At 65.9% G+C, this 24302-nt stretch carries 18 protein-coding genes; 3 read left to right on the plus strand and 15 right to left on the minus strand.

Features of this window, described 5'->3' with window-relative positions; genetic code table 11:
* Positions 1-15 precede the first annotated feature (15 nt).
* The 12 genes from AB4Z00_RS10985 to AB4Z00_RS11040 form a co-directional block, all read right to left on the minus strand.
* Entirely contained in the window at positions 16-978 is a 963-nt protein-coding gene (locus AB4Z00_RS10985) for a glycosyltransferase family 2 protein (RefSeq protein ID WP_442045935.1), read from the minus strand.
* 48 nt (positions 979-1026) lie between these two features.
* Positions 1027-2016 (minus strand): phosphoribosyltransferase, encoded by a 990-nt coding sequence (locus tag AB4Z00_RS10990; RefSeq protein WP_442045936.1) that lies wholly within the window; start codon positions 2014-2016, stop codon positions 1027-1029.
* A gap of 22 nt (positions 2017-2038) precedes the next feature.
* The gene (locus AB4Z00_RS10995) at positions 2039-3031 is read right to left on the minus strand and encodes a glycosyltransferase family 4 protein (protein WP_442045937.1); all 993 of its coding nucleotides are present in this window, start codon (positions 3029-3031) and stop codon (positions 2039-2041) included.
* A gap of 48 nt (positions 3032-3079) precedes the next feature.
* Positions 3080-4027: a glycosyltransferase family 2 protein gene (locus AB4Z00_RS11000; RefSeq protein ID WP_442045938.1), complete on the minus strand. Its 948-nt coding sequence runs from the start codon at positions 4025-4027 to the stop codon at positions 3080-3082.
* Between the two features lie 98 nt (positions 4028-4125).
* Positions 4126-5040: a hypothetical protein gene (locus AB4Z00_RS11005; protein ID WP_442045939.1), complete on the minus strand. Its 915-nt coding sequence runs from the start codon at positions 5038-5040 to the stop codon at positions 4126-4128.
* 205 nt (positions 5041-5245) lie between these two features.
* Positions 5246-5539: a plasmid stabilization protein gene (locus AB4Z00_RS11010; RefSeq protein ID WP_442045940.1), complete on the minus strand. Its 294-nt coding sequence runs from the start codon at positions 5537-5539 to the stop codon at positions 5246-5248.
* A 172-nt stretch (positions 5540-5711) separates the two neighbouring features.
* A complete protein-coding gene (locus tag AB4Z00_RS11015) occupies positions 5712-6359 on the minus strand; it encodes a YbhB/YbcL family Raf kinase inhibitor-like protein (protein WP_134095492.1) in 648 nt (215 codons plus the stop codon).
* A gap of 70 nt (positions 6360-6429) precedes the next feature.
* Complete coding sequence (locus AB4Z00_RS11020) at positions 6430-6687, minus strand: hypothetical protein (RefSeq protein WP_132265631.1); 258 nt, start codon at positions 6685-6687, stop codon at positions 6430-6432.
* A 60-nt stretch (positions 6688-6747) separates the two neighbouring features.
* Positions 6748-6951, minus strand: a complete 204-nt coding sequence (locus AB4Z00_RS11025; RefSeq protein WP_442045941.1) for a hypothetical protein — start codon at positions 6949-6951, stop codon at positions 6748-6750.
* A gap of 83 nt (positions 6952-7034) precedes the next feature.
* Positions 7035-11195 (minus strand): molybdopterin-dependent oxidoreductase, encoded by a 4161-nt coding sequence (locus AB4Z00_RS11030; RefSeq protein WP_442045942.1) that lies wholly within the window; start codon positions 11193-11195, stop codon positions 7035-7037.
* A gap of 209 nt (positions 11196-11404) precedes the next feature.
* Positions 11405-12202 carry a transporter gene (locus AB4Z00_RS11035; RefSeq protein ID WP_134095489.1) on the minus strand — a complete coding sequence of 266 codons (798 nt, stop codon included), beginning with the start codon at positions 12200-12202 and terminating at the stop codon, positions 11405-11407.
* A gap of 82 nt (positions 12203-12284) precedes the next feature.
* Positions 12285-13445, minus strand: coding sequence for a hypothetical protein (locus AB4Z00_RS11040; RefSeq protein ID WP_442045943.1), 1161 nt, complete (start codon positions 13443-13445; stop codon positions 12285-12287).
* Between the two features lie 192 nt (positions 13446-13637).
* Between AB4Z00_RS11040 and AB4Z00_RS11045 the strand changes: the two genes are divergently transcribed.
* The 3 genes from AB4Z00_RS11045 to AB4Z00_RS11055 all read left to right on the plus strand — a co-directional run bounded on the left by AB4Z00_RS11045 (position 13638) and on the right by AB4Z00_RS11055 (position 16160).
* A complete protein-coding gene (locus AB4Z00_RS11045) occupies positions 13638-14705 on the plus strand; it encodes an acyltransferase family protein (protein ID WP_442045944.1) in 1068 nt (355 codons plus the stop codon).
* Between the two features lie 220 nt (positions 14706-14925).
* On the plus strand, positions 14926-15666 hold the full coding sequence (locus tag AB4Z00_RS11050) for a LuxR C-terminal-related transcriptional regulator (RefSeq protein ID WP_442045945.1): 741 nt from the start codon (positions 14926-14928) through the stop codon (positions 15664-15666).
* A gap of 266 nt (positions 15667-15932) precedes the next feature.
* The gene (locus AB4Z00_RS11055; protein WP_031342197.1) at positions 15933-16160 is read left to right on the plus strand and encodes a response regulator transcription factor; all 228 of its coding nucleotides are present in this window, start codon (positions 15933-15935) and stop codon (positions 16158-16160) included.
* On the opposite strand, the gene AB4Z00_RS11060 is transcribed toward AB4Z00_RS11055, so the two are convergent.
* From AB4Z00_RS11060 to AB4Z00_RS11070, 3 genes are read right to left on the minus strand one after another with little or no spacing between them, the layout of a single operon-like run.
* Positions 16126-16839 carry a 4'-phosphopantetheinyl transferase family protein gene (locus tag AB4Z00_RS11060; RefSeq protein WP_442045946.1) on the minus strand — a complete coding sequence of 238 codons (714 nt, stop codon included), beginning with the start codon at positions 16837-16839 and terminating at the stop codon, positions 16126-16128. The genes AB4Z00_RS11055 and AB4Z00_RS11060 overlap by 35 nt on opposite strands.
* 47 nt (positions 16840-16886) lie before the next feature.
* On the minus strand, positions 16887-17864 hold the full coding sequence (locus AB4Z00_RS11065) for a glycosyltransferase family 2 protein (protein WP_442045947.1): 978 nt from the start codon (positions 17862-17864) through the stop codon (positions 16887-16889).
* Positions 17861-24301, minus strand: coding sequence for a type I polyketide synthase (locus AB4Z00_RS11070; protein WP_442045948.1), 6441 nt, complete (start codon positions 24299-24301; stop codon positions 17861-17863). The genes AB4Z00_RS11065 and AB4Z00_RS11070 overlap by 4 nt, the downstream gene beginning before the upstream one ends.
* Between the last annotated feature and the right edge of the window lies 1 nt (position 24302).

Raw genomic sequence — 24302 nt, forward strand, 5'->3', positions numbered from 1 at the left:
AGGCCGGTCTCGCGTTCAGATCCCCGCCGCGGAATTGTTGCCCCCGCCGCCGGTCCGGAACACGCGCGAGCGCGATACGAAGCGCCAGAGCGCGCGCGGATGGCGCAAGGCCAGCGACAGGAACTCCCCCCACTGCCCCGTCCGGCGTAGCTCGCCAAGACGGTGGGCATCGGCATAGAGCACTTGCCATTGCCGCCCTTGCCGCAGGGCCGCCATCGTGGAAGGCGGCGTGCTGGCGGCGTAGTCCGAGATCAGCCCGTCCATGATATCGACGCGGGTCTGCGGCGTGAAACGGGTTCGCGTTCCCTGCGAGCGGGCACCGCTCACTTGCCCGAGCTGGGTGGTATAGACATAGTACGCCCGGCGATCGAGGATCCCGCGCGCGCCGGAAAGCAGGCACCGGGCGTAAAGATCGAAGTCCTCTGCAAAGCGCAGGCTTTCCGAATAGCGCAGGGCCTTGTCCATGATGAAGCTGCGCCGCATCATCGGCTTGAGGAACCCGAATTTCAGCGGAGAGCCGGGCCGTTCGGCATCGATCAGTTCGGCAATCGTCACCGTCGAAATGCCCTCCTCCTCGAACGAGCATCCCGTTTCCCGGCGTTCCTGATCGTCGTAATAGATCAGCCCGTCGAAGACGAGGTCGGCGGCGCGCTCGTCTCCCAGGGCGGTCAGGCTGGCGAGGCGGGCGGGCTTGAAGGCATCGTCGGCATCCAGGATCGCCAGCCAGTCGCCCAGGCTTTCCCGGATCCCGATATTGCGCGCGACGCTGGGCCCGCCGTTCTTCACCGTCTGCAGGCAGCGCACGCGCGGATCGCGGCGCGACCATTCCTGCAGCCGGGCACGGGTGTCGTCGGTCGAGCAATCGTCGATGGCCAGGAGTTCCCAGTCCTGCAGCGTCTGGTCCAGCAGGCTGCCGATCGCGCGGTCGAGAAAGGTAGCCGCATTGTAGCAGGGCATGATGACGGAAACCTGGGGCATGAAATCTCCACTTGGGCAGGTGCGAAAGGGACGCGGGCTCGGCCGGGCCTAGCGGCGCAGGCTTCGCTTGATCTTCGCGATCGTCCGGTCTCCGAGAATGCCGAAAGCCACCGCCCGCACCAGTCGTTTCGCGGCACCGCCGCTGCTTTCGCCGCGCCGGACATAGCTGCGCCGCGCCGCCGTGGCGTTACCGGGCCAGACCATGCGCTGGCCTTCGATGCTCAGTACCGGCCGCTCACTGAGCTGGGCAATCTCCTGCGCCTGCTTGTCCTCGCTCTCCACGAACAGCCCGGCGCCGGTCTTGATGTAGACCGAGGCCTTGAAACTGGCATGGGCACGCTGGCGGCGCCGTTCCTCCGCCGATGGCAGATCGAGCATCCAGAGGTTTTCGTACTTCACTCCGTTGGCCGCGAGCCATTGCTCGGTCTCGGGACGGTATTTCTCCAGCCTGCTGGTCACGAGATGCTTGATCGGCACATTGGCCCGCAGGAGCGGCTTGGCCGTCAGCAGGAAATCGCGGTATTTCTCGCCATCGTCGTTCTGGGAGCTGTGCGGATCGTGGCAGAGGATGCCGTCGATGTCGAAACAGGCATCGGCCAGTCGCTTGTGCCGCATCAGGTTCCACTCGAAGATGCGCGGCGAGGGCACGGCCTCGAAGATCAGATCGGCATCCTCATGGGCGGCGCGGGTGCCGTATACGGCAAGGTAGGTTGCCGGAACTTGCGGCGCCGCGGCCTGCACCCGCTCGCGCACCGCGCGCATCGATTCGCCCGAGGCGATGCTGTCGTCCACGATCAGCACCCGCCGCGGCCGGACATTCTCGTCGATCGTTTCGCGCGCCGTTCGCCCGACGGTGGGCGTGCGCCCCTCAAGATAGCTTTCCAGATCGAGCAATGGCTTGTGCAGCTGAACCGCCAGAAGATTGGCCGGCAACAATCCGCTGCGGGGGACGCCCACGATCAGGTCGACGTCTTCCGGAATGGCGTGGGCGTTGAAGAACACGGTCTCCGCCAGGTCTGCGAACGAGCGATATTCCATGTCGTCTTCCTCGAATTGGCGGTCAGGTCGGCGCATCGGGTTGGAGGTAGAAGGCCTGCACTTGCGCGCGTACCTCGTCGCTGAGCAGGCTCTCCGCGGTGGACCGCGCGGCCTGACCGAGCGACTGCCGCAGCGTAGGATCGCCCTTCAGCCGCATGAGCAGTTCGAAGGCCTCTTCCGTCGTGTCGAACAGCAGGCCGTTGCGGCCGTGATCGATCACGGAGGATGCGCCCGAAGTGCGATCGGTCACCACCGGCAGGCCGCTGGCCATGGCCTCGATGATCACACGTCCCCAGGGTTCGGGCCACTCCGGAGCGGTCCGGTAGAAGAAACAGTCGAGGCCCTGCAGGAATACCGGCGCCTTCACGCTGCCGATCGCGCGCATGTGAACCCGGTCGGGGGCGAGGCCAGCGGCCTGCATTTCGGCGGTCGCGCCCAGAACGTCGATCTCGCAGCCCTGCTCCGCGAGGCGGGCGTAGAGGGCCATGTCTTCCGGGTGGTGCTTTTCGGGCGCATCGCGGCTCAAGCGGCCGATACGGAATCCCTCCCGCCCTGTCCTGTCGGTAGGGGCGAAGGCATCGAGGTCCACCAGCGAAGGTTCCACGATGCCGCGATAGGGGACTTGCGCCGCCAGTTCCCTGGAGCAGAACACGATCTCGGGCTCGATCCCGCAGGTCTTGCGGATGAGGTCGACCCTGGCTGCAAGGCGTTCGGCATCGGGCGTGTTGTAGGTGAGGATCACCCGCCTGGGCCGGGCGAGCCGGATCCAGTGGCTGATGTTGAAATAGACCCCCACGAAAACCAGCGTGCCCCCGCGCGGAAATGACAGGCGGCGCGTATCGATTTTCCCCAGGCTGATCCCCGAGAACGCCTCGGACGGGGCTTCCCGGAAATGCCAGATCTTGACGTCGGCAGAAGGCTGGAGCTGCCGGTACAGGCTGACCGTCCGCCATTCGCTGCCCCCCGAAGGGTTGAGCATGGGGTTCACCAGATGGACTTGCGGCTTCCGGCTCATCGCAGCGCGATCCGCATGGGAACAGGCATGGTCATCTCCTCATCCCGCCTAGGCCCTGGCCGACAGTTTCTTGAGGCGTACCCCGAGCTGCGCCAGCGGATGGCCGAGCGGCGAGGACAGGCCCAGCAGGACCGCGAACTGGAACGGATTGTACCAGGGCTTGAAGTGCTTCCAGCTGGCCCGCCGCACCCGCTGGCTCTTGGCGGTGCGCAGCGCGTATTGGAAAGTTTCGCGATTGGCCAGGCGAACCAGCAGGTTCCGCGTCGCCGGCGGCTCGCTCTGCTCCATGGTCATGATCGTCTCGATCATGCAGTGGCAGACGTTGTCGTGAGACAGGGACGTCACCATGTTCTGGGAGTCCTTGAAGTAGATCGCCGTCGGCACCGGATTCACGCAGGTGCCGCCCTGCCGCGCGAGCCGAAGCCACAGGTCCTTGTCGCCCCCGCGCCGGCAGCGCTTGTCGGGGAAAAGCCCCGCCTCGATCAGCGCCGTCCGCCTGGCCGCAATGGCCGAGGTCCAGACCGGGCATTCCCCGCAATCCAGCCAAGCCCTTACGAAATCCGCAAAGGAGAGCACTCTCTCCCGCCCGCCCGAGCGCCGGTAGACGTCTGCGATCGTTCTGCCGCCGGGATGGATCTCGTCATAGCCGGTGCCGAACAGGACGGTGTCCTGCGGGGAACTGCGGATCATGCGGTCCAGCGTTTCGAGGTGGGCGTCATCCCACTCGTCGTCGGCGTCGAGAAAGGCGATGAAGTCGGATCGTGCCGTACGGATACCGAGATTGCGCGCCGCATAGCCTCCCGGTCCCGGCCGATCCCGGCTCAGGACCTGCACGCCGTCATAGCTGCGCGCGATCTGCGGGCCATCGTCCTTCGATACGTCGTCCACCACGATGATCTCGGCCGGCTGCACCGTCTGACGCAGGACGGAATCGAGGGCGCGCGCAATATGCGGGCCCTTGTTATGCAATGGAATGACGACACAAATAGACGTCACGCGACCATCCCGTCCTTGTTGTGGAGCCTCTGTTAGGCTTGGCGTCGAAAGGCGATCAATGACCATAAATGGCTAGCCCGGCTCCCATCGGAGCAGCCCTACCCGGCCGGTGCCGGATGGGCGGCTGCATCCCTGCTCGCCGCTACCGTCATGCGCAGGGGATTGCCGAAATCCCGCACGAGAGAGGCGATCTGAAGGTCGTTTTCCCGCTGGTTGTGATCGTAGAGACGTTCCTTCTGCGAAGACCACCAGGCCGTCTGGTCGAAGCGCCCGCCCACTTTCCTGTAGGCCGTCCCAGCACGCCTGGCGCACCAGTAGAACCACAAATCGTCTGCAGAAGGGGCATAGCGCTCGAACAGGTCCTGCCGGACGGCATCGGGATGAAGTGCGTGCGGCGGGTAGAGAATGCCGCCGATGCCGGTGGGCATCAGGTCGACGCTGGGGCGCCGTGCGCGGGCGTCCTGAACGTCCCATTCCCAATCGTGATAAGGCACCAGACCGCCGCCTTCCTGCGCAGCGAGGCGGTGCGCGCGGTGGCAGGTAATCACCGGATCGCCGCCGCGCTGCCCCTCGACCAGATCGGTGAGCCAGTCCGGCCGGTAGAACACGTCGTCGTCGGCCGTCGCGACATAGGCCGCTGGGAAGGCGGGTAGCGCGAAGATCAGTTTCTTGTAGCTGCGGGCATCGCTGACGATCCGCATCTCGATACCCTGGCGCAGCAATTCCCGCGTCTTGCCGGGAAGCGCTGCGTCATCGCCCTCGGCGATCCACAGGACGATCCGGTCGGGCGCCGTGTCCTGCCGCAGGAGGCTTCGCAAGGTCAGATGCAGGGTGGCGTAGCGCGCCGGATAGGAGGTGAGCGAGACGATCAATTCGCCCGGCAGGCCATGAGGTTTCGGCGCGCCGGCAGGAAACGCCCTGGCAATCTGCCGATACTGCGCCTCGCTCCAGAGCCGGGTCGCCACCGGCCGTGGCAGCAGCCTGTTCACGATGCGCTTTGCTAGGCCGCTCAAGGGTCTTTTCCCGGATAATTGGCAATCCGTGGACGAACTTAGGCGAAGTCACCGAGACCCGCCATTATACTATAGAGATCGTCCAGCACCCGCCTCCGAAGGCGCGCTCGCCCTTTGCGCCCGGCAAGCGGCAACAAGGGTTAGTGTGGATTCTGAAAGGATTAGAGCGGGGCGCGTCGGCGTAAATCCTTCATCCCGCAACGCTTCAGCCGTTCCCGTTCCGCCTGCGGGTTTCCCAGCCCTTGCGCGCGGCAGCGGAGCGCTGTTCCGGCGAACCGGACTTTTGCGCCTTGCCCCCGCGTGATGACGAGGCATGGCTGTCGGGCTTGCCGCGACCGGAGCCCGACTTGTTGCCGCCGCCCGATTCCTTGTTCACGGTAGCCCAGGCGCGCCGTTCTGCTTCCTTGTGGCTGACCCCGCGATCTTCGTAGCCTTCCTCGATATGTTCGGCCTTGCGCTTCTGCTTGTCGGTGTAGCTGCTCTTGTCACCTTGCGGCATGACATTCTCCGGATGCTGGGGCGCCGTGCTGCGCCAGTCTCTGAGAACAACGGCGACGCCCCTTATGCGTATCCCGAATTTGGCCGGTGACACGCAGTTCCCGGAGCAGCGTCAGATGCGCGACGGGCGCACTCCCCTCTCGGAGAGCGCGCCCACTTCGGTTCTACAGGCGTCAGGCGGCTTGTATGCCCGGAGTGCCAGCCATCACTGGCGCTTCTGCAGCATCCTCCACCCGGGCGGGCTCATCGCGCGAATAGTTCCCGACGAGCATCCCCGCGGCAAGCACACGGCCGCTGATCGCACTGACCACTTCCGACCTTCCGGGATTGTCATCCACGTCGATCACCTCGGAAAGCGCGAAGAGCTGGAAGACATAATCATGCAGCCCATGACCCGGTGGCGGGTCGGGCGGAAGCCAGCCTTCCAGGAAATAGCTGTTACGCCCTACGTCGCGGCCATCGGGGCCTCCGATACCGTCGGCGACGATCTCCCCTTCCGCCAGACGGCGTTCCGTGGGCGGGAGGTTCCAAACCAGCGCGTGGACCAGCGGACTGGCTGCCGGAGCGTCCGGATCCTCGACCAGCAGCACCAGGCTGACCGTTCCCTCCGGAACATCCCCCCAGACCAGCGGGGGAGAAACCCCTTCGCCATCGGCGGTGAAACGCAGGGGAAGCCGTGTGCCGTTGGCGAAGGCCGGGCTGGACAGGTCGATGAACCCGGCGCCGCGCGTCACTTCCTCCTGGACGATCGCGAGCTTGGAATGGCCTGCCCGCACGTTGGTCATCAGCGCGCCGAGCCAGCGGGGAACATGTTCGAGCATATCATCTCCAGAGTTCGCGGGAAGCGCCATAGGGCGCTTCCCCTAAGTCAGTCGCTGTTATCGCCGGCCGTTATTCGGAGTCGCTTTCGTCGTCGTCATCGTAATCCTCGGCGGGCTCGTCGTCTTCGTCGGGATCCACGAAATCGAGCGGGTCAAGGCCTAGTTCCGCGGCCACTTCCAGCCGCGTCGCCACAACAACGACTTCGTCGCCATCGTCCAGTTCGATGATGGTCGTCTCGTCCTCGCGGCCTTCGGAAATGTTGACCACGTCGGCCGGATCGACCTCGATCTCGTCACCGTCGGGGGTTTCAAACTTCGCAATCGGCATGATGCACTCCTTGTCGAGAGAACCACCGAACTCGCCATTCGCTCGCTGGTTCCAGCAGGCTCAGGAAGCGAGTTCGGGCCAGTCCACTGCCAAGTGGCCACGGCGGGCATCGCGGCGGGAGAGCATCCATACGAGGAAGGCCCGCGCCTTTTCGCTGACCGGCTCGGGAATGAGGGTTTCCCCGGCGCAGAGCACGACGAGTTCCGATGGCGGGGTATCCGGAGATGCCTCGTCAAGCCGCGGTCGGAATTCCCTTGCTGTCATCACTGCTCTCCACACGCTTGCCAAGGCAACGCGCGGGGTCCGGCAGAGGTTTCCGCCTCCGGGCGGCCACCTTTCAATAGCGCTCAGTAGACATCGCGGAGGTAGCGCCGATCCTCGCGCATCTGGGCGACATAGTCCTCGGCCGCGTCGGGCTTCATTCCGCCATGCGTGGCAACGATGCGACGAAGTGCGAGGTCGACGTCCTTGGCCATGCGCCCCGCATCGCCGCAGACATAGAAGTTGGCGCCGCCCTCTATCCAGCGCCACAGCTCCGCACCTTCTTCCACCATGCGATCCTGCACGTAGATCTTCTCGGCCTGGTCGCGGGAAAACGCCAGGCTCAGCCGGTCGAGATGGCCAGAGCGGCGCCAGGCGTCGATCTCCTCCCGGTAGTAGAAATCGGTCGCTTCGTGCTGCTCTCCGAAGAACAGCCAGTTGCTGCCGGTCGCGCCGGTCGCCAGACGGTCATGCAGGAAACCCCGGAAAGGCGCGATCCCCGTGCCCGGGCCGACCATGATGGCGGCGCGCGAGGGATCGGCAGGCGGCCGGAAGTGCGCCGAGGATTGCAGGAACAGGCCCGCCCCCAGCTCTTCCGCCCGGTCCGCCATGAACGCCGAGCAAACCCCGCCGCGCCGCCGCCCCTTGTTGGCGTAGCGCAGCACGGAAACGGTCAACTGCACTTCATCGGGCTGGGCATGAGGGCTGGAGGCAATGGAATAGAACCGCGGCTGGATCGGCCGCATGACTTTCATGAGATCGCTGAGCGTGAGGCGCGCGCCGGTCTCATGCAGCACGTCGGCGATCTGGTGTTCGCGAAGGAAGCGATCGTATTCGGGCTTCCTCTCGGGATCGAGCAGCGGCACGAAAGCCGCTTCGGGCAAGCGCTCGGCAACGAGTTCCAGAATGTTGCGCGTGGGCTTGGCGATGTCCCAGTGCCGCAGGAGCGCTTCGTAGAGCGGCACGTCCCCCACATCCTTGACAGTTACCAAGCTATCGGGCGCAAGTTCCAGTAAATCCAGGATTTCCGTAGCCAGGGCCGGACAATTGACAGGCCACACGCCCAGCGCGTCCCCGGCTTTGTAGGCGAAGTCATGGCCCGTCAGGTCGAACCCGAACTGGCGTACTTCCTTCGCGGCGCCAAGGCCGCTCAGCACGGAGTTGCGCACCATGCGGGTGCGCAGCGGTGCTTTTCGGCTGTAGGGAGCGCCGGGTCCGCTCACTATGGGCGCTGCTGCAGGAACGGCGGGTGCCGGCACAGACGGGACATCCGCAAGCATGGCGCCGATGACCGTTTCCAGCCACTGGCCGGCCACTTCCTCGTAGTCCGGCTCGCAGTCCGCACGGGCGGCGATCCGCTGCGCGCCCAGTTCCTCCAGTTTCGCATCCAGCTTACGGCCAAACCCGCAGAACTGGTCGTAGCTCGAGTCCCCGAAGGCCAGCACCGAGTAACGCAGCGCGTCCAGCCCGGTCGGCGCCCCGGCTTCCAGCGCCGACCAGAAGGTGCCGCCGTTGTCGGGCGCATCTCCGTCTCCGAACGTGCTGGCGATGATGAGCGCCCTTCCTGCCTCGGCCAGTTCGGCGGGTTTCACGTTGTCGAGCGAGGCCAGGCGCACCCGGCACGATCTGGCCTCCAGCTTCCGGGCGCATTGTTCCGCGAACCCTTCCGCCGTCCCGGTCTGCGAGGCCCAGAGCACCATGACGTGCGAGGCCGGCATCGCGCCCGCCGTATCGGAGACGAGCCCCGGGGAACCGGCAATCTCGTCACCGGCCAGCGGCACCCGTGCGAACAGGCCCGCTAGCAGGCCATTGACGTAGTGCAGCTTGCCGCCTTCGAGCGGCGCCCCAGGGGGAAGAAGGGGCACGGCATGAGCCGGTTCGCTGGCGCGAAGGCCGGTCATGAAGCCGCTCAGATAGCCTTCCTCTGCCGCCGTGAGAACGGGCGGAACCCCCGGTGACAGCCCCATGACCTGCGCGAAAGCATCGATGGCGGCCACCTGCGACGGCAGAAGGCGCGGGGCGGCGGGAATGGCCGCGGAATAGGGCTTCGTCATGTCTTCCGGTGCCGCAATCGAGGGAGCCTGCTCGACCGGCCCCGACAGCCGGGTGAGCGCCACGGCCGAGAACTTGAATTCCGGCTGCAGCGAGATCGCGTCCACGGCGTCGTTGGTCACGGCATTGACGCAGAGATCCTCGCCGAAAACGTCGTTCCAGTGGAAAGGCGCGAAGCAGTTTCCGGGGCGGACCCGGTCCGTCACCACGGCGGGCAGCACGGCCCGTCCCCGGCGCGAAGCCAGTTCCACCATGTCCCCCTCGCCGATATCGAGGGCGGCGGCGTCTTCGGGGTGGATTTCCAGGAAGGGACCGGGATTGAGCTTGTTCAGCGTCGGCACTTTGCCGGTCTTGGTCAGGGTGTGCCACTGGTGCTGTAGACGGCCGGTGTTGAGCACCAATGGGAAATCGGCATCCGGCATCTCGGCCGGGTCCATGTGCGGGCGCGGCAGGAAGTGCGCCTTGCCGCTCTCGGTCGGAAAAGCGATGGCGGGACGGCTGCCGTCGGTCTCGATCCGGGCGGACTGGCTCACGCCGTCGTTGAGGTAGCGTATCGGATTGCGATCGTTCCCTGCTTCGGGCGGACAAGGCCACTGCATCGGCGTTTCGCGCAGGCGGTCGTAACTGGCGCCGCGAATGTCATAGCCGGTCCGCGGGTTCCAGAAGGCCCGGATTTCCTCGAAGACATCGGCAGCCGAGCCATAAGTGAAGGCCCGGGCATAGCCCATTTCGCAAGCGACGCGGGCGATGATCTCCCAATCGGCCATCGCCTCTCCGGGAGGATCGACGGCTTTCTGCATCAGGGTGAGGTTACGCTCCGAATTGATCATCACCCCTTCCGCCTCGGCCCAGAGCGCACCGGGCAGGATCAGGTCGGCATGGCGGTTGGTCTCGGTATCGACGAAGACATCCTGCGCGATCACGAGCTCGGCGGCTTCGAGCCCGGCAACCACCGTCTTGCGGTTCGACACACTGGCGACGGGATTGGTACAGATGATCCAGCATGCCTTGATCCGGCCGGCGGCCATGTCCTCGAACATGGAAACCGTGCCTGCTCCAGCCTCCACCCGCAGCGTGCCGCGCGGAATGTCCCAGGCATCCTCCACGAAATGCCGGTCCGCCTCGCTGGGTGTGGCCCGCTGCCCCGGAAGACCGGGCCCCATGTAGCCCATCTCGCGACCGCCCATGGCGTTGGGCTGGCCCGTCAGCGAGAACGGCCCGGCGCCCGGGCGGCAGATCGCTCCGGTCGCCAGGTGCAAATTGCAGATCGCATTGGTGTTCCAGGTGCCGTGAGTGCTCTGGTTGAGCCCCATGGTCCAGCAGGACATCCATGCTCCCGCTGTCCCGATCCACTGCGCGGCCTGGCGCAAGTCCGCTTCGACAATCCCCGTCAGCGCTGCAACCGTCGCCGGGGGATAATCGGAGAGGAACGCCGCCATGGCCTCCCAGCCCTCGGTATGCGCGGCGATGAACGCCGGGTCGATGTGGCCCTGCTCGGCGATCAGATGGAGCAGCCCGTTCAGCAAGGCGAGATCGGTGCCCGGTCGCACCTGCAGGAACAGATTGGCCTTGTCCGCCGTGGCATTCCGGCGCGGATCGACGACGATCAGCTTTGCCCCGGCTTTCACCCGGTCCATCATCCGCAGGAACAGGATCGGGTGGCAGTCTGCCATGTTGGCCCCGATCACGAAGAACAGGTCCGCCTTGTCGAAGTCCTCATAGGATCCGGGAGGCCCGTCCGCGCCGATGGAAAGCTTGTAGCCGCTGGCCGCGCTCGCCATGCAGAGGCGCGAATTGCTTTCGATGTTGTTGGTACCGATGAAGCCCTTGCAGAGCTTGTTGGCCAGATATTGCGCCTCCAGCGACATCTGGCCGGAGACGTAGAAAGAGACCGCATCCGGCCCGTCACGATCGATGATCGCGCGCAGGCCCTGCGCCGTTCGCGTGATCGCCTCTGCCATCGGGATCGCGCCCTGGTCGCGGCTGCCCTCGATGCGGGCATAGGCGGTTTCCGCCCTGCCGGGAGCGGTTACCGGGACATGGCAACTGCTGCCTTTGGTGCAGAGCCGGCCGAAATTGGTCGGATGGCTCTTGTCGCCCGACACCTTGACGATGCGCCCATCCGCCACTTCCATCACGATGCCGCAACCGACGCCGCAGTAGGGGCATGCACTCTTGACCTTGCTGCTAGCCACGTCTTCCCCAAACGAAAAAACGCCACCGGCCGGAACCCTTTTCGGGGTTCGACCGATGGCGTCGTTGCCTTGTTAGCCAGCCCTTGCGGACTGCTGGAGAGAACCCCGCGCCTTTGCGGGTCTCACTCCGATTTGACCGTTATCTTGCCGTAAGGACCGGGCGGCTGCAAGCCCCTGTTTCGCAGTGCAGCATGGAGCGCTGCCGCTCGTCAGAACCTGCGGGAGATACCCATGTAGATTTCGAGATCGTCGGCATCGCGGTCCAGGCCCGCGTTGGCGCCGAGGTCGATCTGGAAGCGATCGGAAGTCTGCCATCCCAGCGACAGGCCCGAGAGATGCTCGGAGTGATGCTCGCCCGGCTCCCGGACGGTGCGGTACTGATACTCGGCCGTGGCAGTCAGGGCATCGCTCAGCTTGGCCGCCACACCGACGACGTCTCCGAATGCGAAGTGGCGGCCATGCCCGTCCTCGTTCACGTCGGCGTCGAATTCGGGAACCATCTCCAGCGAAATTGCGGACGTCACTTCGTAGGAGAGCGGGATGCGCAATCCRGCTCCCCAGTCACCCGCGCCGATCGGCTCGCGCCCCGTGGGCAGGGACACGAAAGGCATGACGGCGGCCGAGAAGCCCGACCCGTCAGGATTGGCAAGATTGCGCCGCAGGGCGAGCGTCAGGTCGCCGGTGCCGCTGCGATGTTCGACCTCGCCCGTCGTCCGGTCGCGGCTGCGCGAAAAGCCCAGGCTGGTCCAGCCGACCTGGACTTCCGCATGATCGGCAATGCCCATGCGCAGCAGGAAATCGCCGACCACGAACACATCCTCGCGCTGCGTGGAATCACGGTTGAGCGTCCAGTCGCCAAGGCCGGTTTCCAGCGAGAAGCGGCCGGCCTCCATGGTGCAAGCCGGGGTGCCGATGCCGGGGCGATCGGGGCAATAGTCACGGCCCTGCGCGGCGGCCATCGTCGGGGCGGCCATCAGGGCAACGAACAGGAGAGCGCGAAATTTCATAACAGCCCTTATAGACGACTGCCGTGCAAATCGTCCGCTGCGGGCGCTTGTTCCCGCGCGCTTCCGGCCGAGTGACGATTGATCAGCGGGTGTAGCGTCCGCGTCCCAGTTCGTCCGGCAGCAGCGCGTCCCCGTCGATGCGAAGCGTCATCCGTTCGAAGGGTGGGTCCATGATCTGTTCGATATCGATGGAAAACCGCACCACGCCCGAGCGGACCGGCGGAACAGGCACTTCGATGTCTCGGCCCGGAACATAAGGTGCGCTCAGGGTGGCGGAGACGAGGTCTGCGGAAGGCCCCTCAGGCACCAGGGTCAGGCCTTCCCCGGCGGTGGTCACTTCGCTCTCCCGGCCGTCCGCGAACCGGAGCGCCACCCGCACACCGCGCGCATCGTTACCGGACTTGGGGTCGATCACCAGGACGGCCAGGCCGCCCTGCCATTGGTCGGGCGACTGCTCATCGACGGCAACCGGCTCGGGCATTCGGCACATATCGGGCAGCACCGGGTCGGGCAGATCCGGGCGGGACCTTCCGGCGGCGCTCGCCGTGCGTTCGGCCCTGTCGCGCGCCTCGTGCCAGGCCAGCGTTACCTGCCGCGCCTCCTGCGCCGCATCGTCGGCGACAGGCGTGCCGGCCGACAGGATACGGCTTGCCGCTTCCTCCATGCGCGCCCGGGCCTCCTCTGCCGCGGTCAGCGCGGCATCCGCTGCGGCATCGCGCTCTGACTGCGGCACCTGCACCTGACTGCCCGGCGCTTCGACCGTTTCGACGACTGGCTCGGTGGTGGCGACGGAATCGACCAGGAAAGGACAGCGCGCCTCCAGCGCATCTTCTGCCGTAGCGCGATCGCGCGCCAGTCGCTCCTGCTCGGCCAGCGCCGACCAGGGCTGGGTGTCCAGATAGGCGAACAGCAGCCGATCCCGCACCGGCCGGTCGGCTGACAGGACGATTTCGGCGCCATCCCGCCGCCAGGTCCCGTGCGCGAACTGGTCCAGCGCGCCAACCGAGATGTACCATTCAAACGTGCCGTCGCGGCGCAGGAGCATCTCGGACCCTGTCTCCATGACGCCCGACAAATAGTAATGCCCGGCGAAGTCCGTATCGACGCCTGCCCCGGTCCTGCCGCTTTCGTCAGTCCTGGAAGTCGGCGCTTCGGCTCCCGGGACATTCCGATCCTGCGCCCCGGCAGGCACGATCGGTGTCGTCAGGGCCAGTCCGGCAGCAATAAGGAAACCTGTCCGCATCCGGCGATGTTTACCGCAGCGACTTGGCCGGACAACCACAAACTCCCGCGCGCAGTGGCAAGAAAGTGGCAAGAACTCAGGGGGCGATAGCCCGGATTACCCGCGCGGCTATCCGATAGGACAATGCCGAAAGGCAATGCGAATAACCGGGTAGCGGATGCAATGATGACGCCAGCAGCGGAAATCAGGCCGATGACGGGCATACGCGGCGCCGCCGCGCTGTTCGTGATGCTCTATCATTTCCACCTCAAGATGATCGCCACCGGACCGCTTTCGACCATGCTGCTGCATGGCTATCTGGCGGTGGACCTGTTCTTCATCCTGAGCGGCTTCGTCATGGCCCATGTCTATGGCCAGGCGCTGGAAGCCGGGACATTCCGTCAACGCAGCTTTCTCCTCCACCGCCTGGCGCGGGTCTATCCGCTCTATCTCCTGGCCACGCTGGCATGCCTGGTGCTGGCGCTGGGTCGCAGCGGCAGTCCGGGCGCGCCGCTGTCCGCGCTCGCGGCCAATCTCGTGATGCTGCAAGCGCTCGGCAACTGGCCCAGCATGGACCCGCCCGCATGGTCGGTGAGCACCGAGATGGTGGCCTACCTTCTGTTCCCGGTGATCGCGATGGCCTGCCTGCGGTCGAGCCGCCGGACCGCGCTCATCACGGGCGCCGCCGCCTTGCTGGCCGTACTGGCGATGACATTCGCTGCAAGCCGCCACTACATCGGCGCACCTGTCGCGAAAGGCGAACTCGACTTGTTCTTCTCGCCTTACACCCTTGTGCGGTGCCTGGCCGGTTTCACCATCGGGCAATTGCTCCACCGGCTCTACCGCAACGGCGTTCWCAATCGGGTGCTGTCGGGCAATCTCATCCAGTGTGCGGTCCTGCTGATGGTACTGGCGACGATGGCGCAGGCGCTCTCGGACTTTCCCGCCTATCTGGCATTGATCGCGTTGATTGCGACCCTGGCGCAGGACCGCGGCGTGATGAAACGGCTCTTCGCCTCACCGCCGTTCATGCTACTGGGTAAAGTGTCCTTCGGCATCTACCTGCTGCATTTCCAGGCCATCGGCCTTGTGGAGCGCCTGCGGACTGCCGCGCTGCACCGGGGCCTGAGTGCCGATGCCAGCGACTGGATCGCCTCGCTCACGGCCTGCGCCATGGTGATCGCGCTCGCCTGGGTGTTGCACCGGGGGTTCGAAAGCCCGCTGCGCCGCATGATCCGGCGTCTCGAAGCGCGTCCGGCAACGCCGGCTCTGGCGAGATGAGCCGTGCGTGAGCGCATGGTGAGAATTACCCTCCCCAAAAGGAGGAACTGTCAAAATCGGCCTGTTCGCAGTAGGTTCATCTAAGAATTAGCGAACGAGGCTTAGCACTCGTATTTTCCGGGTTCTGTTGGGCGGAACGGATCTTCTCGGACCTCAGGCATCTTCCCAGGATGCGACCAAGACGAGAGGCCTGCGAACGATCATGACGACGGGTACATCGGTGGTGGTCTCGGTGGCCATCAGGAATTCGCTGATACGGGAAGGGGTTCGGCGCATTCTTTCGGACTCCGGCTTCGATCTGGCGGAGTCGGTCGACGCTCTGGAGCGCTTGTCGCCGCGCAGCGAAACGGAAGCCGCGCATGTGATCGTGGTAGGCGGCTCCCTGCTGGGCGACGAGGGCGCCACCGTCATCGCCGATGTCCTCCACCATTTCCCGAACGCGCGCGTGGTCGCGCTCGTCTCTTCTTTCGATTTCAACGAAATGGCCGCAATCTACGCCGCCGGAGCTTACGCTTATTTCCTCGACCAGGTGCCCTATCAATCGCTCGTGGCGATGATGCAGATGGTGGCCGTCGGCCAGAAGGTGGCCCCGCCGGAGATTATCGCCCTGCTCGACAACCTGCTGCTCATCACGGAATTTCCCGCGCAGCAACGCACCGCGCAAGGGTACGATCTCAGCGACCGGGAATGGGACGTGCTGGGCGCCCTGGAGCGCGGGCTGCCCAACAAGACGATCTCGCGCGATATCGGCATCAGTGAATCGGCCGTAAAGGCGACGGTCAAGTCCTTGCTTAAAAAGCTTTCCGTGAGCAACCGGACGCAGGCTGCCGTGCTGGCGCGCGAACTGGCCAACCAGGGGCGTGCCCGGATGATATGCGGCCGCCAGATCGCCAGCGCCCTGCCCGGCCTTCCCCACCATCTCAACGGCGAAAGCACGCGGCGCGACATCCTGCAGTCGTGATCCCGGCACGCGATTGCTTGCTATGTGCAATCGTGAACATAACTCTCCCGGATTATACGAATGAGTATCCGGTCGAATCGGGATAGTCCCCACGCTCATGCGATCGTCCCTGAACCCGGTTTAAATCCAAACGGCCGCCCCCCGTCGCCAAAATATAGCGTGACTCGAATCTTCGCCAATGCAACATTTGCCATTGAGGCTCGGTAAAAGTCTCAATGGAAGGTAGGGGGGTTCGATAATCATCATCGAAATGTAGGGGGAAATTCATGTACAGATTTGACAATGAAGCTGTGCAACTTACCGCTCGTGAATTGGATGTCTTACGCTTTGTGGCCATGGGACGGTCTGCAAAGGAAACGGCGATCGAGCTTAACATTGCGCCCTGCACGGTCGAACGGCATGTCGAAAACGTGCGCCTCAAGACCAGAACACGTAATCGTGCGCATATGATCGCTCATGTCATCCGCGAAGGGCTCCTGCAGCTCCACCAGTAACGGAGCCTGCAGGAACAAGCCGATGGTTCCGATCAGACCGGCTCATCCGGATGCATCGGGCCCAGGCGACCAGCAGGTCGTCCTTCAGGTCGTAGACGTGACTCTCGATAGGAGAGCCGTCGATTTCAACGAGAGCTGACCCCGGGTCAACGTCGCAATTGAATGACGAAGGTGCTATGGCAAGACCGCGTCCCAGCGCCTTCACGCAGGCTTCCTTGCGTACCCACACCGTCAGGAACGCGCGGCTGTAGCTGGACGCGTCCTTATCGGAGAGCCGCTGCCGCTCGCGCGCGGTGCAATGGAGATCGGCCAGTTCGGCCGCTTCGGCGATCGGCCGCAGACGCTCCGCATCGACGCCGATGTCATGGTTCCACGACCAGCCCACAACGATACTTTCGCCGCTATAGCTGAGACTGCACTTTGCCTCCGGGGCATTCGTCAGCAGCGGCTTGCCATGAGCATTGGCTTCGTAAGTCTGGCGCGCGGCCGGGATGCCGGTCCAGTATTCCCCCAGCAGGCGCAAGGCTCCATGCGCGACACGGTAGCGGTTGGCGAGTTCGGGAAAACGGAACCGTGCTGCCCGGGCCTGTTCCTCGTCGGAGAGGCAGGCCGCGAGCCGAGGATCGACGCGGGCCGGGACCCTGATCCGCCAGAGGCCGAATGGCGCTGAAAGCCTCACGGCCGCAAGCCCCAGCGAACGCACATCCCTTTCCCAGTCAGTTCCGTTCATCTGCGGCGCGGGAAGAAGGCACTGTGCCGCGCGAAATCGGCCAGGAGTCGCGGCGGGTCCAGGCTCTGCTCCCGGCGCAAGGCCTGTTTGGCCAGAAACACCGAATGGGATGCCATCCAGGCGAGATCGGCGAAGAGCGCATAGATCCGGCCGTGGTTCTTGCGAAAATAGCGGTGACGGGATTCGAACCAATATGCCGGCAGCCGCCGCGGCTTTGCCTGCGGGTCGGTAATCCCGGTGCTCTGGCCGGAGATGTGAAGCACGCAGGCCTGCGGCAGATACCAGCACTCCCACCCTTGCCCGCGAACCGTGCGGCACAAGTCCGTTTCCTCGTAGTAGAGAAAATAACCCTCGTCGAAGCGCAGGCCCTCCCACAGCAGGGCAGGCCGGATGGCGAGGCTGGCGCCGCTGACCCAATCCGCGCGTTCCGGCCGGTCCCCCATCTTTCGCAGCAGGGCGTGGCGCGCCAGCAGACGGGAGCTGGCCTTCCATCGCAGCCCTCGCTCGATCTCGCCCAGGATCGAGGGAAACCGGAAGGCAAATGGCCAGGGACTTCCATCGGCTTCGAGCAGCGCCGTTCCGACCAGCCCGGCCGCCGGCGTGCTCGCCATGAAATGCGCCAGCGCGCGCGCCGCGCCAGGCATGACGCGGGTGTCGGGATTGAGCAGCCAGACCAGATCCGCCGGTCTTTCCTGCGCCAGGGCAAGGTCGATACCCTGGTTGTTGCCCGCCCCGAAGCCGCCATTCACCGGAGAGCGGACGACGCGCGCCCAGTTCCAGTCCTGCTGCAGGAGGGCGGCCTCTATCGCGTCGGCCGATCCGTCGCGGGAATCGTTGTCGATCACGAAGGCCCTCAGCTGCAGCCCTTCTCCCGCTTCGGCCGCCAGGCTTTCCAGGCACGAGACGACCAGTTGCGCCGTCCGGTAGTTCACGATGACCACGTCGATGGCGTGGAACGGCGGGTAGTCGCTCATTCGGCCGCAACCCCGATGAGGTCTTGGGCCAGTGGTTCGAAAGAGGCCAGCGCGGCATCGAGCGCGTCCTGGAACAAGGGAGCAAGGCGCTCGACGTAAGGTTCCTGGAGGTTGCTGCTGTGTCCGCCCGGAATGTCGACGATCACGATTTCATCGCGGACGCGCTTGCCCCAACCGAGCGCATAGTCGCGGTATGTCAGGCTGTAGGGCGTGTCGTCGACTAGTCCGGTATCGTCGCCGGCCTTGAACAGGGCCACGGTGCCGCCCTCGAAGATCCCGGCAGGACGATGCTCCTTATGAGCGACTTCATAGAGCTTGAGGAAGGGGATCGATGCCGGTCCGCCCGGCTCGCTCGCTCCCGCCGTGTGCGCGCGCATCGTTCGCACCGTGCGGCGATCCTCGGCCTGCCGCAGGCGGGAGCCGACCTCCCAGCGCGCAGCGTTCCAGGCCCGCCGTCCGATGTCCGGCAGCACGCCCAGGGCTCCCGTCCGCGTCACGAGACCGCGCAGGCGGGCAAGACGCAACCGGGTGGTGAGGAACCGGAACTTGCGCGCTTCCACGTCGGCGGCATCGATAATGCCCACGAAGGCGACCTGCTCCCCGCTATCCTGGAGCTGACGGGCCATTTCGAAGGCAATGACACCGCCCGCGCAGAGCCCGGCGAGAAGATAGGGCCCGGCGGGCTGCACTGTGCGCAGCCTGGCCACGTAATGTGCCGCCATCTCGTCGATCCGGGTATGCGCATAGGAGCCGTCGCTGCGCCGGAGCGGCTCCATGCCCACGACGTCACGGCTCCTGTCCAGCCTGAGCGCCAGTCCGCGATAGAGCAAAGTCTCACCCAGCCCGTCATGAACGAAGAACAGCGGAGTGCGCGCGCCGCCCTTGCGGATGGTGACGAGGCCGACCGGAGCCTGATCGGCATTCGCCGCCTCCGCCGGTCGATCTGCGAGGCTGCCCGGATCGACGATCGCCGCCAGGTTGGCGACGGTCGGCTGTCCCAGCATCGCCGCCAGGGGCAGCGTCTTGCCGGTGCGCTTGCGCAGGCGATTGGTGAACTGGACAGCCAGCAGCGAATGGCCGCCCAAGTCGAAGAAGTTGTCGTTTCGCCCGATCGCAGGCACGCCCAGAAGATCGCACCACAAGTCCGAGATGACCCGCTCGGTTTCGGTTCGGGGAGCATCGGCGGGATCGCAGGCCACCCCGGTCGCGGCGGGCTTCGGCGGCTGCCGCAGGGCCGCGAGCACTGCGTGGAGATCGTAGGGCGAAATCACCAGATGCGGCCGCCCTGCCCCCGAAAGCAGGCGCGAGACGATTTCCGCGCCTTCCTCGGGACGGATGCCCATTCGCGGTCCGGGCTCGGGAACACCTGCCGCATCGACGGAGCCTGACGAAGACGCCGCAGCGGAAAGGTTCATCGCCGTGCGGATCATCGTGAAGTCACTGGCCTCCGCCAGCACCCTTCCATCGGGATCGGTGATCGTGACATCGAACACGGCCGTCTGGCCACCGTCGTTCGCGTTTGGACGATGGCGCACATGGCTGACGATCCGCGCCGGCAGCGGTGCATGGAGCACCAGTCGGCGATAAGTGAAAGGCGCAAGGAAATCGCGCTCGGGGTCGCGTCCGGGAATCAGCGACTGCGCGCCCGCCGTCGCGAAGTCGAGCATGGCGGGGTGCAGCAGGATCTGTTCCAGCTCGCCTTCGACGGCGGCCGGCAAGTCGATATGGAGCAGCGCTTCGCCGTGTCCGATCAACGTCTTCGAAAGGTTCTGCCAGCGCGGCCCGAAGCGGAGACGGGGCTGGTCTTCGCTGCCGCCCCGGCCCGGCCGACACCGAGCCGCGATCGCATCGAGGTCCAGCGTGGCGCGGAGCGGTGCTGCCGCATGACTGCTGACGGTACCCCGGGCATGCTCCGTCCACGCCCCGCGACCCCCAGCAGGGCGACCGAGCACGGCGACCCGCCAGCCCTCCTCCCCCGTGGGGCCATCCTCCTTGCGAACATGAACCCTGAGATCGCGCGCTTCGCCGTCGGCAACGGAGAAAGGTTCGAGAAACGTGAAATCGCTCAGCTCCAGCGGCCCCGGCTCGACCATGGCCACCGCGGCACGGGACAGTTCCAGGTAAGCCGTGCCCGGCAGCAAGGCGCCTGCCGATTGCTGCTCGCGGATCATCCGGTGCTCATCCAGCACCCAGTGTTGTTCGGGCGAGAGCGTTCCGGCAAGCACGAACTCGCCGTGCGAAAGGGAGTGCGCACGCGTCAGGAAGGGGTGCGCGAAAGGACGACCTTTGCCGAGATCGTCTGCGAGCGCGGTTCCGACGCCCTGCCCCGGCCCCTGCCGTCCGCCCTGCGCGGCCGCCATGCCCACTTCGGCCCATTGGCTCCAACCGGCAGATACCACGCGCGTGACCGGATCGTGCCGCCGCGACTGGGCATAGGCATCAAGGAAAGCATTGGCCGCGGCATAATCGGTCTGCCCCGGCAGCCCGGCAAAGGCACTGATCGACGAGAACAGCATCAGGAATTCGGGAGGCAGCCCCGCCATGGCCTGCTCAAGGGCCAGAGTGCCCGCGATCTTCGGCCGCAGCACGGCCTCCATGGCCGAGCGGCTGCGGGTCTCGACCAGTTCGTCATCCAGCGCGCCCGCCGTGTGAAAAACGCCGGATATCCTGCCGAACCGGGCTTCGACGCGGCGGACGGCGCGGCGCAGAGCCCGCAGATCGGCGACATCGGCAACCACGAGTTCGACTTGCGCGCCTGCCGCCTCAAGGGCCGCGATCTGCCGCAGCTTGTCTTCCACGGCCAGTGGCAGATCACCCGCCTCCAGCAAGGCGCTCCAGCGCGCGCGTTCGGGCAAGGCGGTGCGGGAGAGCAACGCGATGTTCGGCGTGCAAGTCCGCGCGAGGTGGTGCGCGATGGTCAGGCCGATGCCGCCGAGACCACCGGTAATGAGATAGGTTCCGCCTTGCGCGAGCCAAGAACCGGCACCCCCTGCGGGCGCGCCTGAAGAAGCGGCGCGATGGCCCAGCACCCACCGCTCGCCCGCCCGAAAGGCTACGTCCCGGCCGTCTGCCGACACCGGCTCGCGGATCAGCGCGTCCACGGTTCCTTCCAGCGCCAGAGCGTGCTGCGTTGCGGGTTCGATATCCACGGCGCGGAACAGCAGGCCGGGATACTCGGTGGCAAGGCTTCTGCGCGCGCCGAGCGCCGTGGCCTTGATCGGCGCGACATCGCGGTCTCCGGCGATGCGCTGCGCGTGGTCGGTGATCAGCAGGACTTCCACTTCGGCGCCGTCGCAAGCTGCGGCAAGCTCCGGCGCCATCGCCGCGAGCGCGAAAAGACCGTGATCCAGCAGTGCATCGTGAGGGTCGCCGGTCTCCCCGGTCACGAGCCAGGCGTGATAGATCCGGCCGGGCAGCAGGCTGCGTTCCGCAAGGGCCGCGAACAGCCAGTTCCAGTCCTCGCGGTGGGAAGGGCGAACGACGAAATCCTCGACATCGCGTTCCGCGCGGCGCCGACCGGCGCGCACGGTCACGACATCGACGCCCGCACCGCGCAGCCGCGCGACCAGACGGTCGGACAGGCCGCGATCGTCGCAAAGCACCAACGCCGGCTGTTTAGCGGGCTCGCGATCGGGAGCGTCCTCTCGCGCCCAGACCGGCTCGTAGATCCAGTCCGCAAGCTCCATCCGCGTATCGGGATCGGCCTCGGCCAGATCGTGAGCCCCGGCGCTGCCCATAGCGGCGGACGGCTCGATCCAGTGGCGCTGCCGGTCGAAACGGTATGTCGGCAGCGACAGGCGCAAGCGGCGCTCCCCGCTCCAGAAGGCGGTCCAGTCCACCGCGACGCCCAGCGACCACAACTCGCCCAACGCCTGCAGGAAGCGGGCGTCGTCGGGGATGTCCTGGTCGGGATGACGCATCGAATTGACCACGGGCTGCAAGGCTCCGCGTCCCGGATGCTGCCGCGCCAGGCTCGTGATCGACCGGCCGGGGCCGACTTCCAGAAGAACCCGCTGGGGATCGCCCAGCAGGCATTGCAGACCGTCAGTGAAGCGCACCGGTTCGCGCAAGTGGCGGACCCAGTATCCGGGATCGGTCGCTTCGGCCGCCTGCACCCAGTCTCCGGTGAGATTGGAGGCGAAGGGAATGCGCGGCGCGTGGAAGGTGATTGCCGCCAGCATAGTGCGGAACGCAGGCAGGATCGGATCGAGCATGGGCRAATGCGCGGCGACCGTGATCGGGATTGGCTGGGCTTCGATTTCGCGCGCGGCCAGCGTCTCGTGAAACTGCGCGATCGCCGGTGCCGCGCCGGAGACGACGCATAGGCGCGGACCGTTGATCGTCGCGATCGACAAGGCGGGCGGCAAGAGCGGTGCCAGTTCCTCTTCCGCCATCGCGACGCCGAGCATGGCTCCAGCGCCGGTCTGCTCGAACAGCATGCCGCGCGCCTGGACGATGCGCAGTCCGCTTTCGAGGTCGATCACCCCGGAAATGTGCGCCGCTGCATATTCGCCGCAGCTGTGGCCGATCATCGCGGCCGGCTCGACGCCCAGCGAGATCCAGAGCCGGGCGAGTGCGGTCTGGACGATGAACAGCGCGGGCAAGGCGAGCGAGGGCCGCTCCAGTTCGGCGGCGGCATTCGCGCGGTCGGCCTCGCTGGGAAAGAGCCAGCGGCGCAGCGCGTTCGGGCCGATCCGGTCCAGCAGGTCCAGGCCGCGATCGACCTGAGCGCGAAATAGCGGCTCGCTTTCGTAGAGTCCGCGCGCCATGTCCACATGCTGGGGACCGCCGCCGCAGAACAGGAAGGCCACGCTCCGGCCGGGAATTGCGGCTCCCTGGCCCTTGGCCTCGGCCGCTGCGGTCAGCGCCGCCGCCATGGCCTCGGGCGCCTCACCGGCGGCCACGGCGAAACCGCGCATGGGCAGTTCACGCCGTCCGGTGCTCAGAGTGAACGCCGCGTCGGCCAGAGAAAGATCCGGCCTTGCGGAAACATGCCCGGCCAGCGCCGCGAGGTTCGCGGCCAGCGCCGCTTCGCTCTGGCCCGAGGATATCAGCAACTGGTGGCGGCGGCCCGGCGTGCCTTCCCTGCGCAGCGGGGCTTCTTCCATCACGACATGAGCGTTGGTGCCGCCCACGCCGAGTGAACTGACCCCGGCGCGACGGGGGCTGTTATCGCGCCGGGGCCAGGCTTCCCGCGAATCCTGGATGCGCAGCGGGCTCGTAGCGAATGCGCAGTCAGGATTGGGCGCCTCGAAATGAGGCACTGCGGGAAGTTCCTCGTGACGCATCGCCAGCGCCACCTTGATGACCCCGGCAGCACCCGCTGCCGTGTCGGTATGACCGATATTGGCCTTGACCGAGCCGAGCCCACAGGGCCTTGTTCGGGGGGCGGATTGCCGGAAGACTTGCGTGAGCGCGGCCACTTCGATGGGGTCGCCGATAGGCGTGCCGGTGCCATGAGCTTCCACGTAGTCGACCTCGGACGGATCGACACCGGAGACCGCCAGCGCCTCCGCAATCACGGCGGCCTGACCTTCGACGCCCGGCGCGAGATAGCCCACTTTGCCGCTTCCGTCGTTGTTGATCGCCGATCCGCGCAGCACCGCGTGGATATGGTCGCCGCTTTCGATGGCGTCGGCCAGGCGGCGCAGGGCCAGTATGGCGACGCCGCTGCCGAACACTGTCCCTTGCGAGCCGGCATCGAAAGGCCGGCACTTTCCGTCGGGTGAGAGAATTTCCCCGGGCTCATAGAGATAGCCCTGGCGGTGCGGCAGTTCGATCGAGACCCCGCCCGCCAGCGCCATGTCGCATTCGCCGGAGAGCAGGCTCTGCGCGGCCATGTGGATCGCCACCAGCGAAGTCGAGCACGCGGTCTGGACATTGATGCTCGGCCCCTTGAGGTCGAGCAGATAGGAGGCGCGGGTCGTCAGGAAGTCCTTGTCGTTCCCGGTGTGGCGCAGCAGGAACATGCCGGTGTCCCGCACCAACCGCCGGTTGCCGAGCAGGTTGTACGGCATGTAGGCGTTGTGCCCGGACCCCGCGAAGACGCCGATCACCCCGCCGAAGCCCTGGGGCGTGTGCCCGGCATCTTCCAGCGCCTCCCACGAGCATTCGAGGAAATGCCGGTGCTGCGGGTCCATGATCGCGGCGTCCCGCTGGCTGAGACCGAACAGCGCGGCGTCGAAGTATTCCATGTCTTCCAGCGGGGCCCCGCGCCGGACATAGTGGGGATTGCGCAAGAGTGCGGGACTGACACCGGCCGCGATCAGTTCGTCCTCGCTGAAGGTCTCGATCCCCTCGCGCCCCTGACGGAGCATGTTCCAGAACGCCTCCGGGCTTCGTGCGCCCGCAAATCGGCAGGCCATGCCGACGATGGCGATGGAGCTGGCGTCAGGCGCGCCGTCCCGGTCTTCGAAAGAACCGAATGCCTGGTCCATC

Origin of the sequence: Novosphingobium sp. YAF33, from assembly GCF_052113265.1 — a bacterium.
GTDB lineage: Bacteria > Pseudomonadota > Alphaproteobacteria > Sphingomonadales > Sphingomonadaceae > Novosphingobium.

Coding starts and splice junctions, on each gene's coding strand:
- AB4Z00_RS11015 (WP_134095492.1), bottom strand. CDS start 6,359: ATGCTCGAACATGTTCCCCGCTGGCTCGGCGCGCTGATGACCAACGTG.
- AB4Z00_RS10990 (WP_442045936.1), bottom strand. CDS start 2,016: ATGGAATATCGCTCGTTCGCAGACCTGGCGGAGACCGTGTTCTTCAAC.
- AB4Z00_RS11055 (WP_031342197.1), top strand. CDS start 15,933: ATGTACAGATTTGACAATGAAGCTGTGCAACTTACCGCTCGTGAATTG.
- AB4Z00_RS11040 (WP_442045943.1), bottom strand. CDS start 13,445: ATGCGGACAGGTTTCCTTATTGCTGCCGGACTGGCCCTGACGACACCG.
- AB4Z00_RS11020 (WP_132265631.1), bottom strand. CDS start 6,687: ATGCCGATTGCGAAGTTTGAAACCCCCGACGGTGACGAGATCGAGGTC.
- AB4Z00_RS11010 (WP_442045940.1), bottom strand. CDS start 5,539: ATGCCGCAAGGTGACAAGAGCAGCTACACCGACAAGCAGAAGCGCAAG.
- AB4Z00_RS10995 (WP_442045937.1), bottom strand. CDS start 3,031: ATGAGCCGGAAGCCGCAAGTCCATCTGGTGAACCCCATGCTCAACCCT.
- AB4Z00_RS11025 (WP_442045941.1), bottom strand. CDS start 6,951: ATGACAGCAAGGGAATTCCGACCGCGGCTTGACGAGGCATCTCCGGAT.
- AB4Z00_RS11065 (WP_442045947.1), bottom strand. CDS start 17,864: ATGAGCGACTACCCGCCGTTCCACGCCATCGACGTGGTCATCGTGAAC.
- AB4Z00_RS10985 (WP_442045935.1), bottom strand. CDS start 978: ATGCCCCAGGTTTCCGTCATCATGCCCTGCTACAATGCGGCTACCTTT.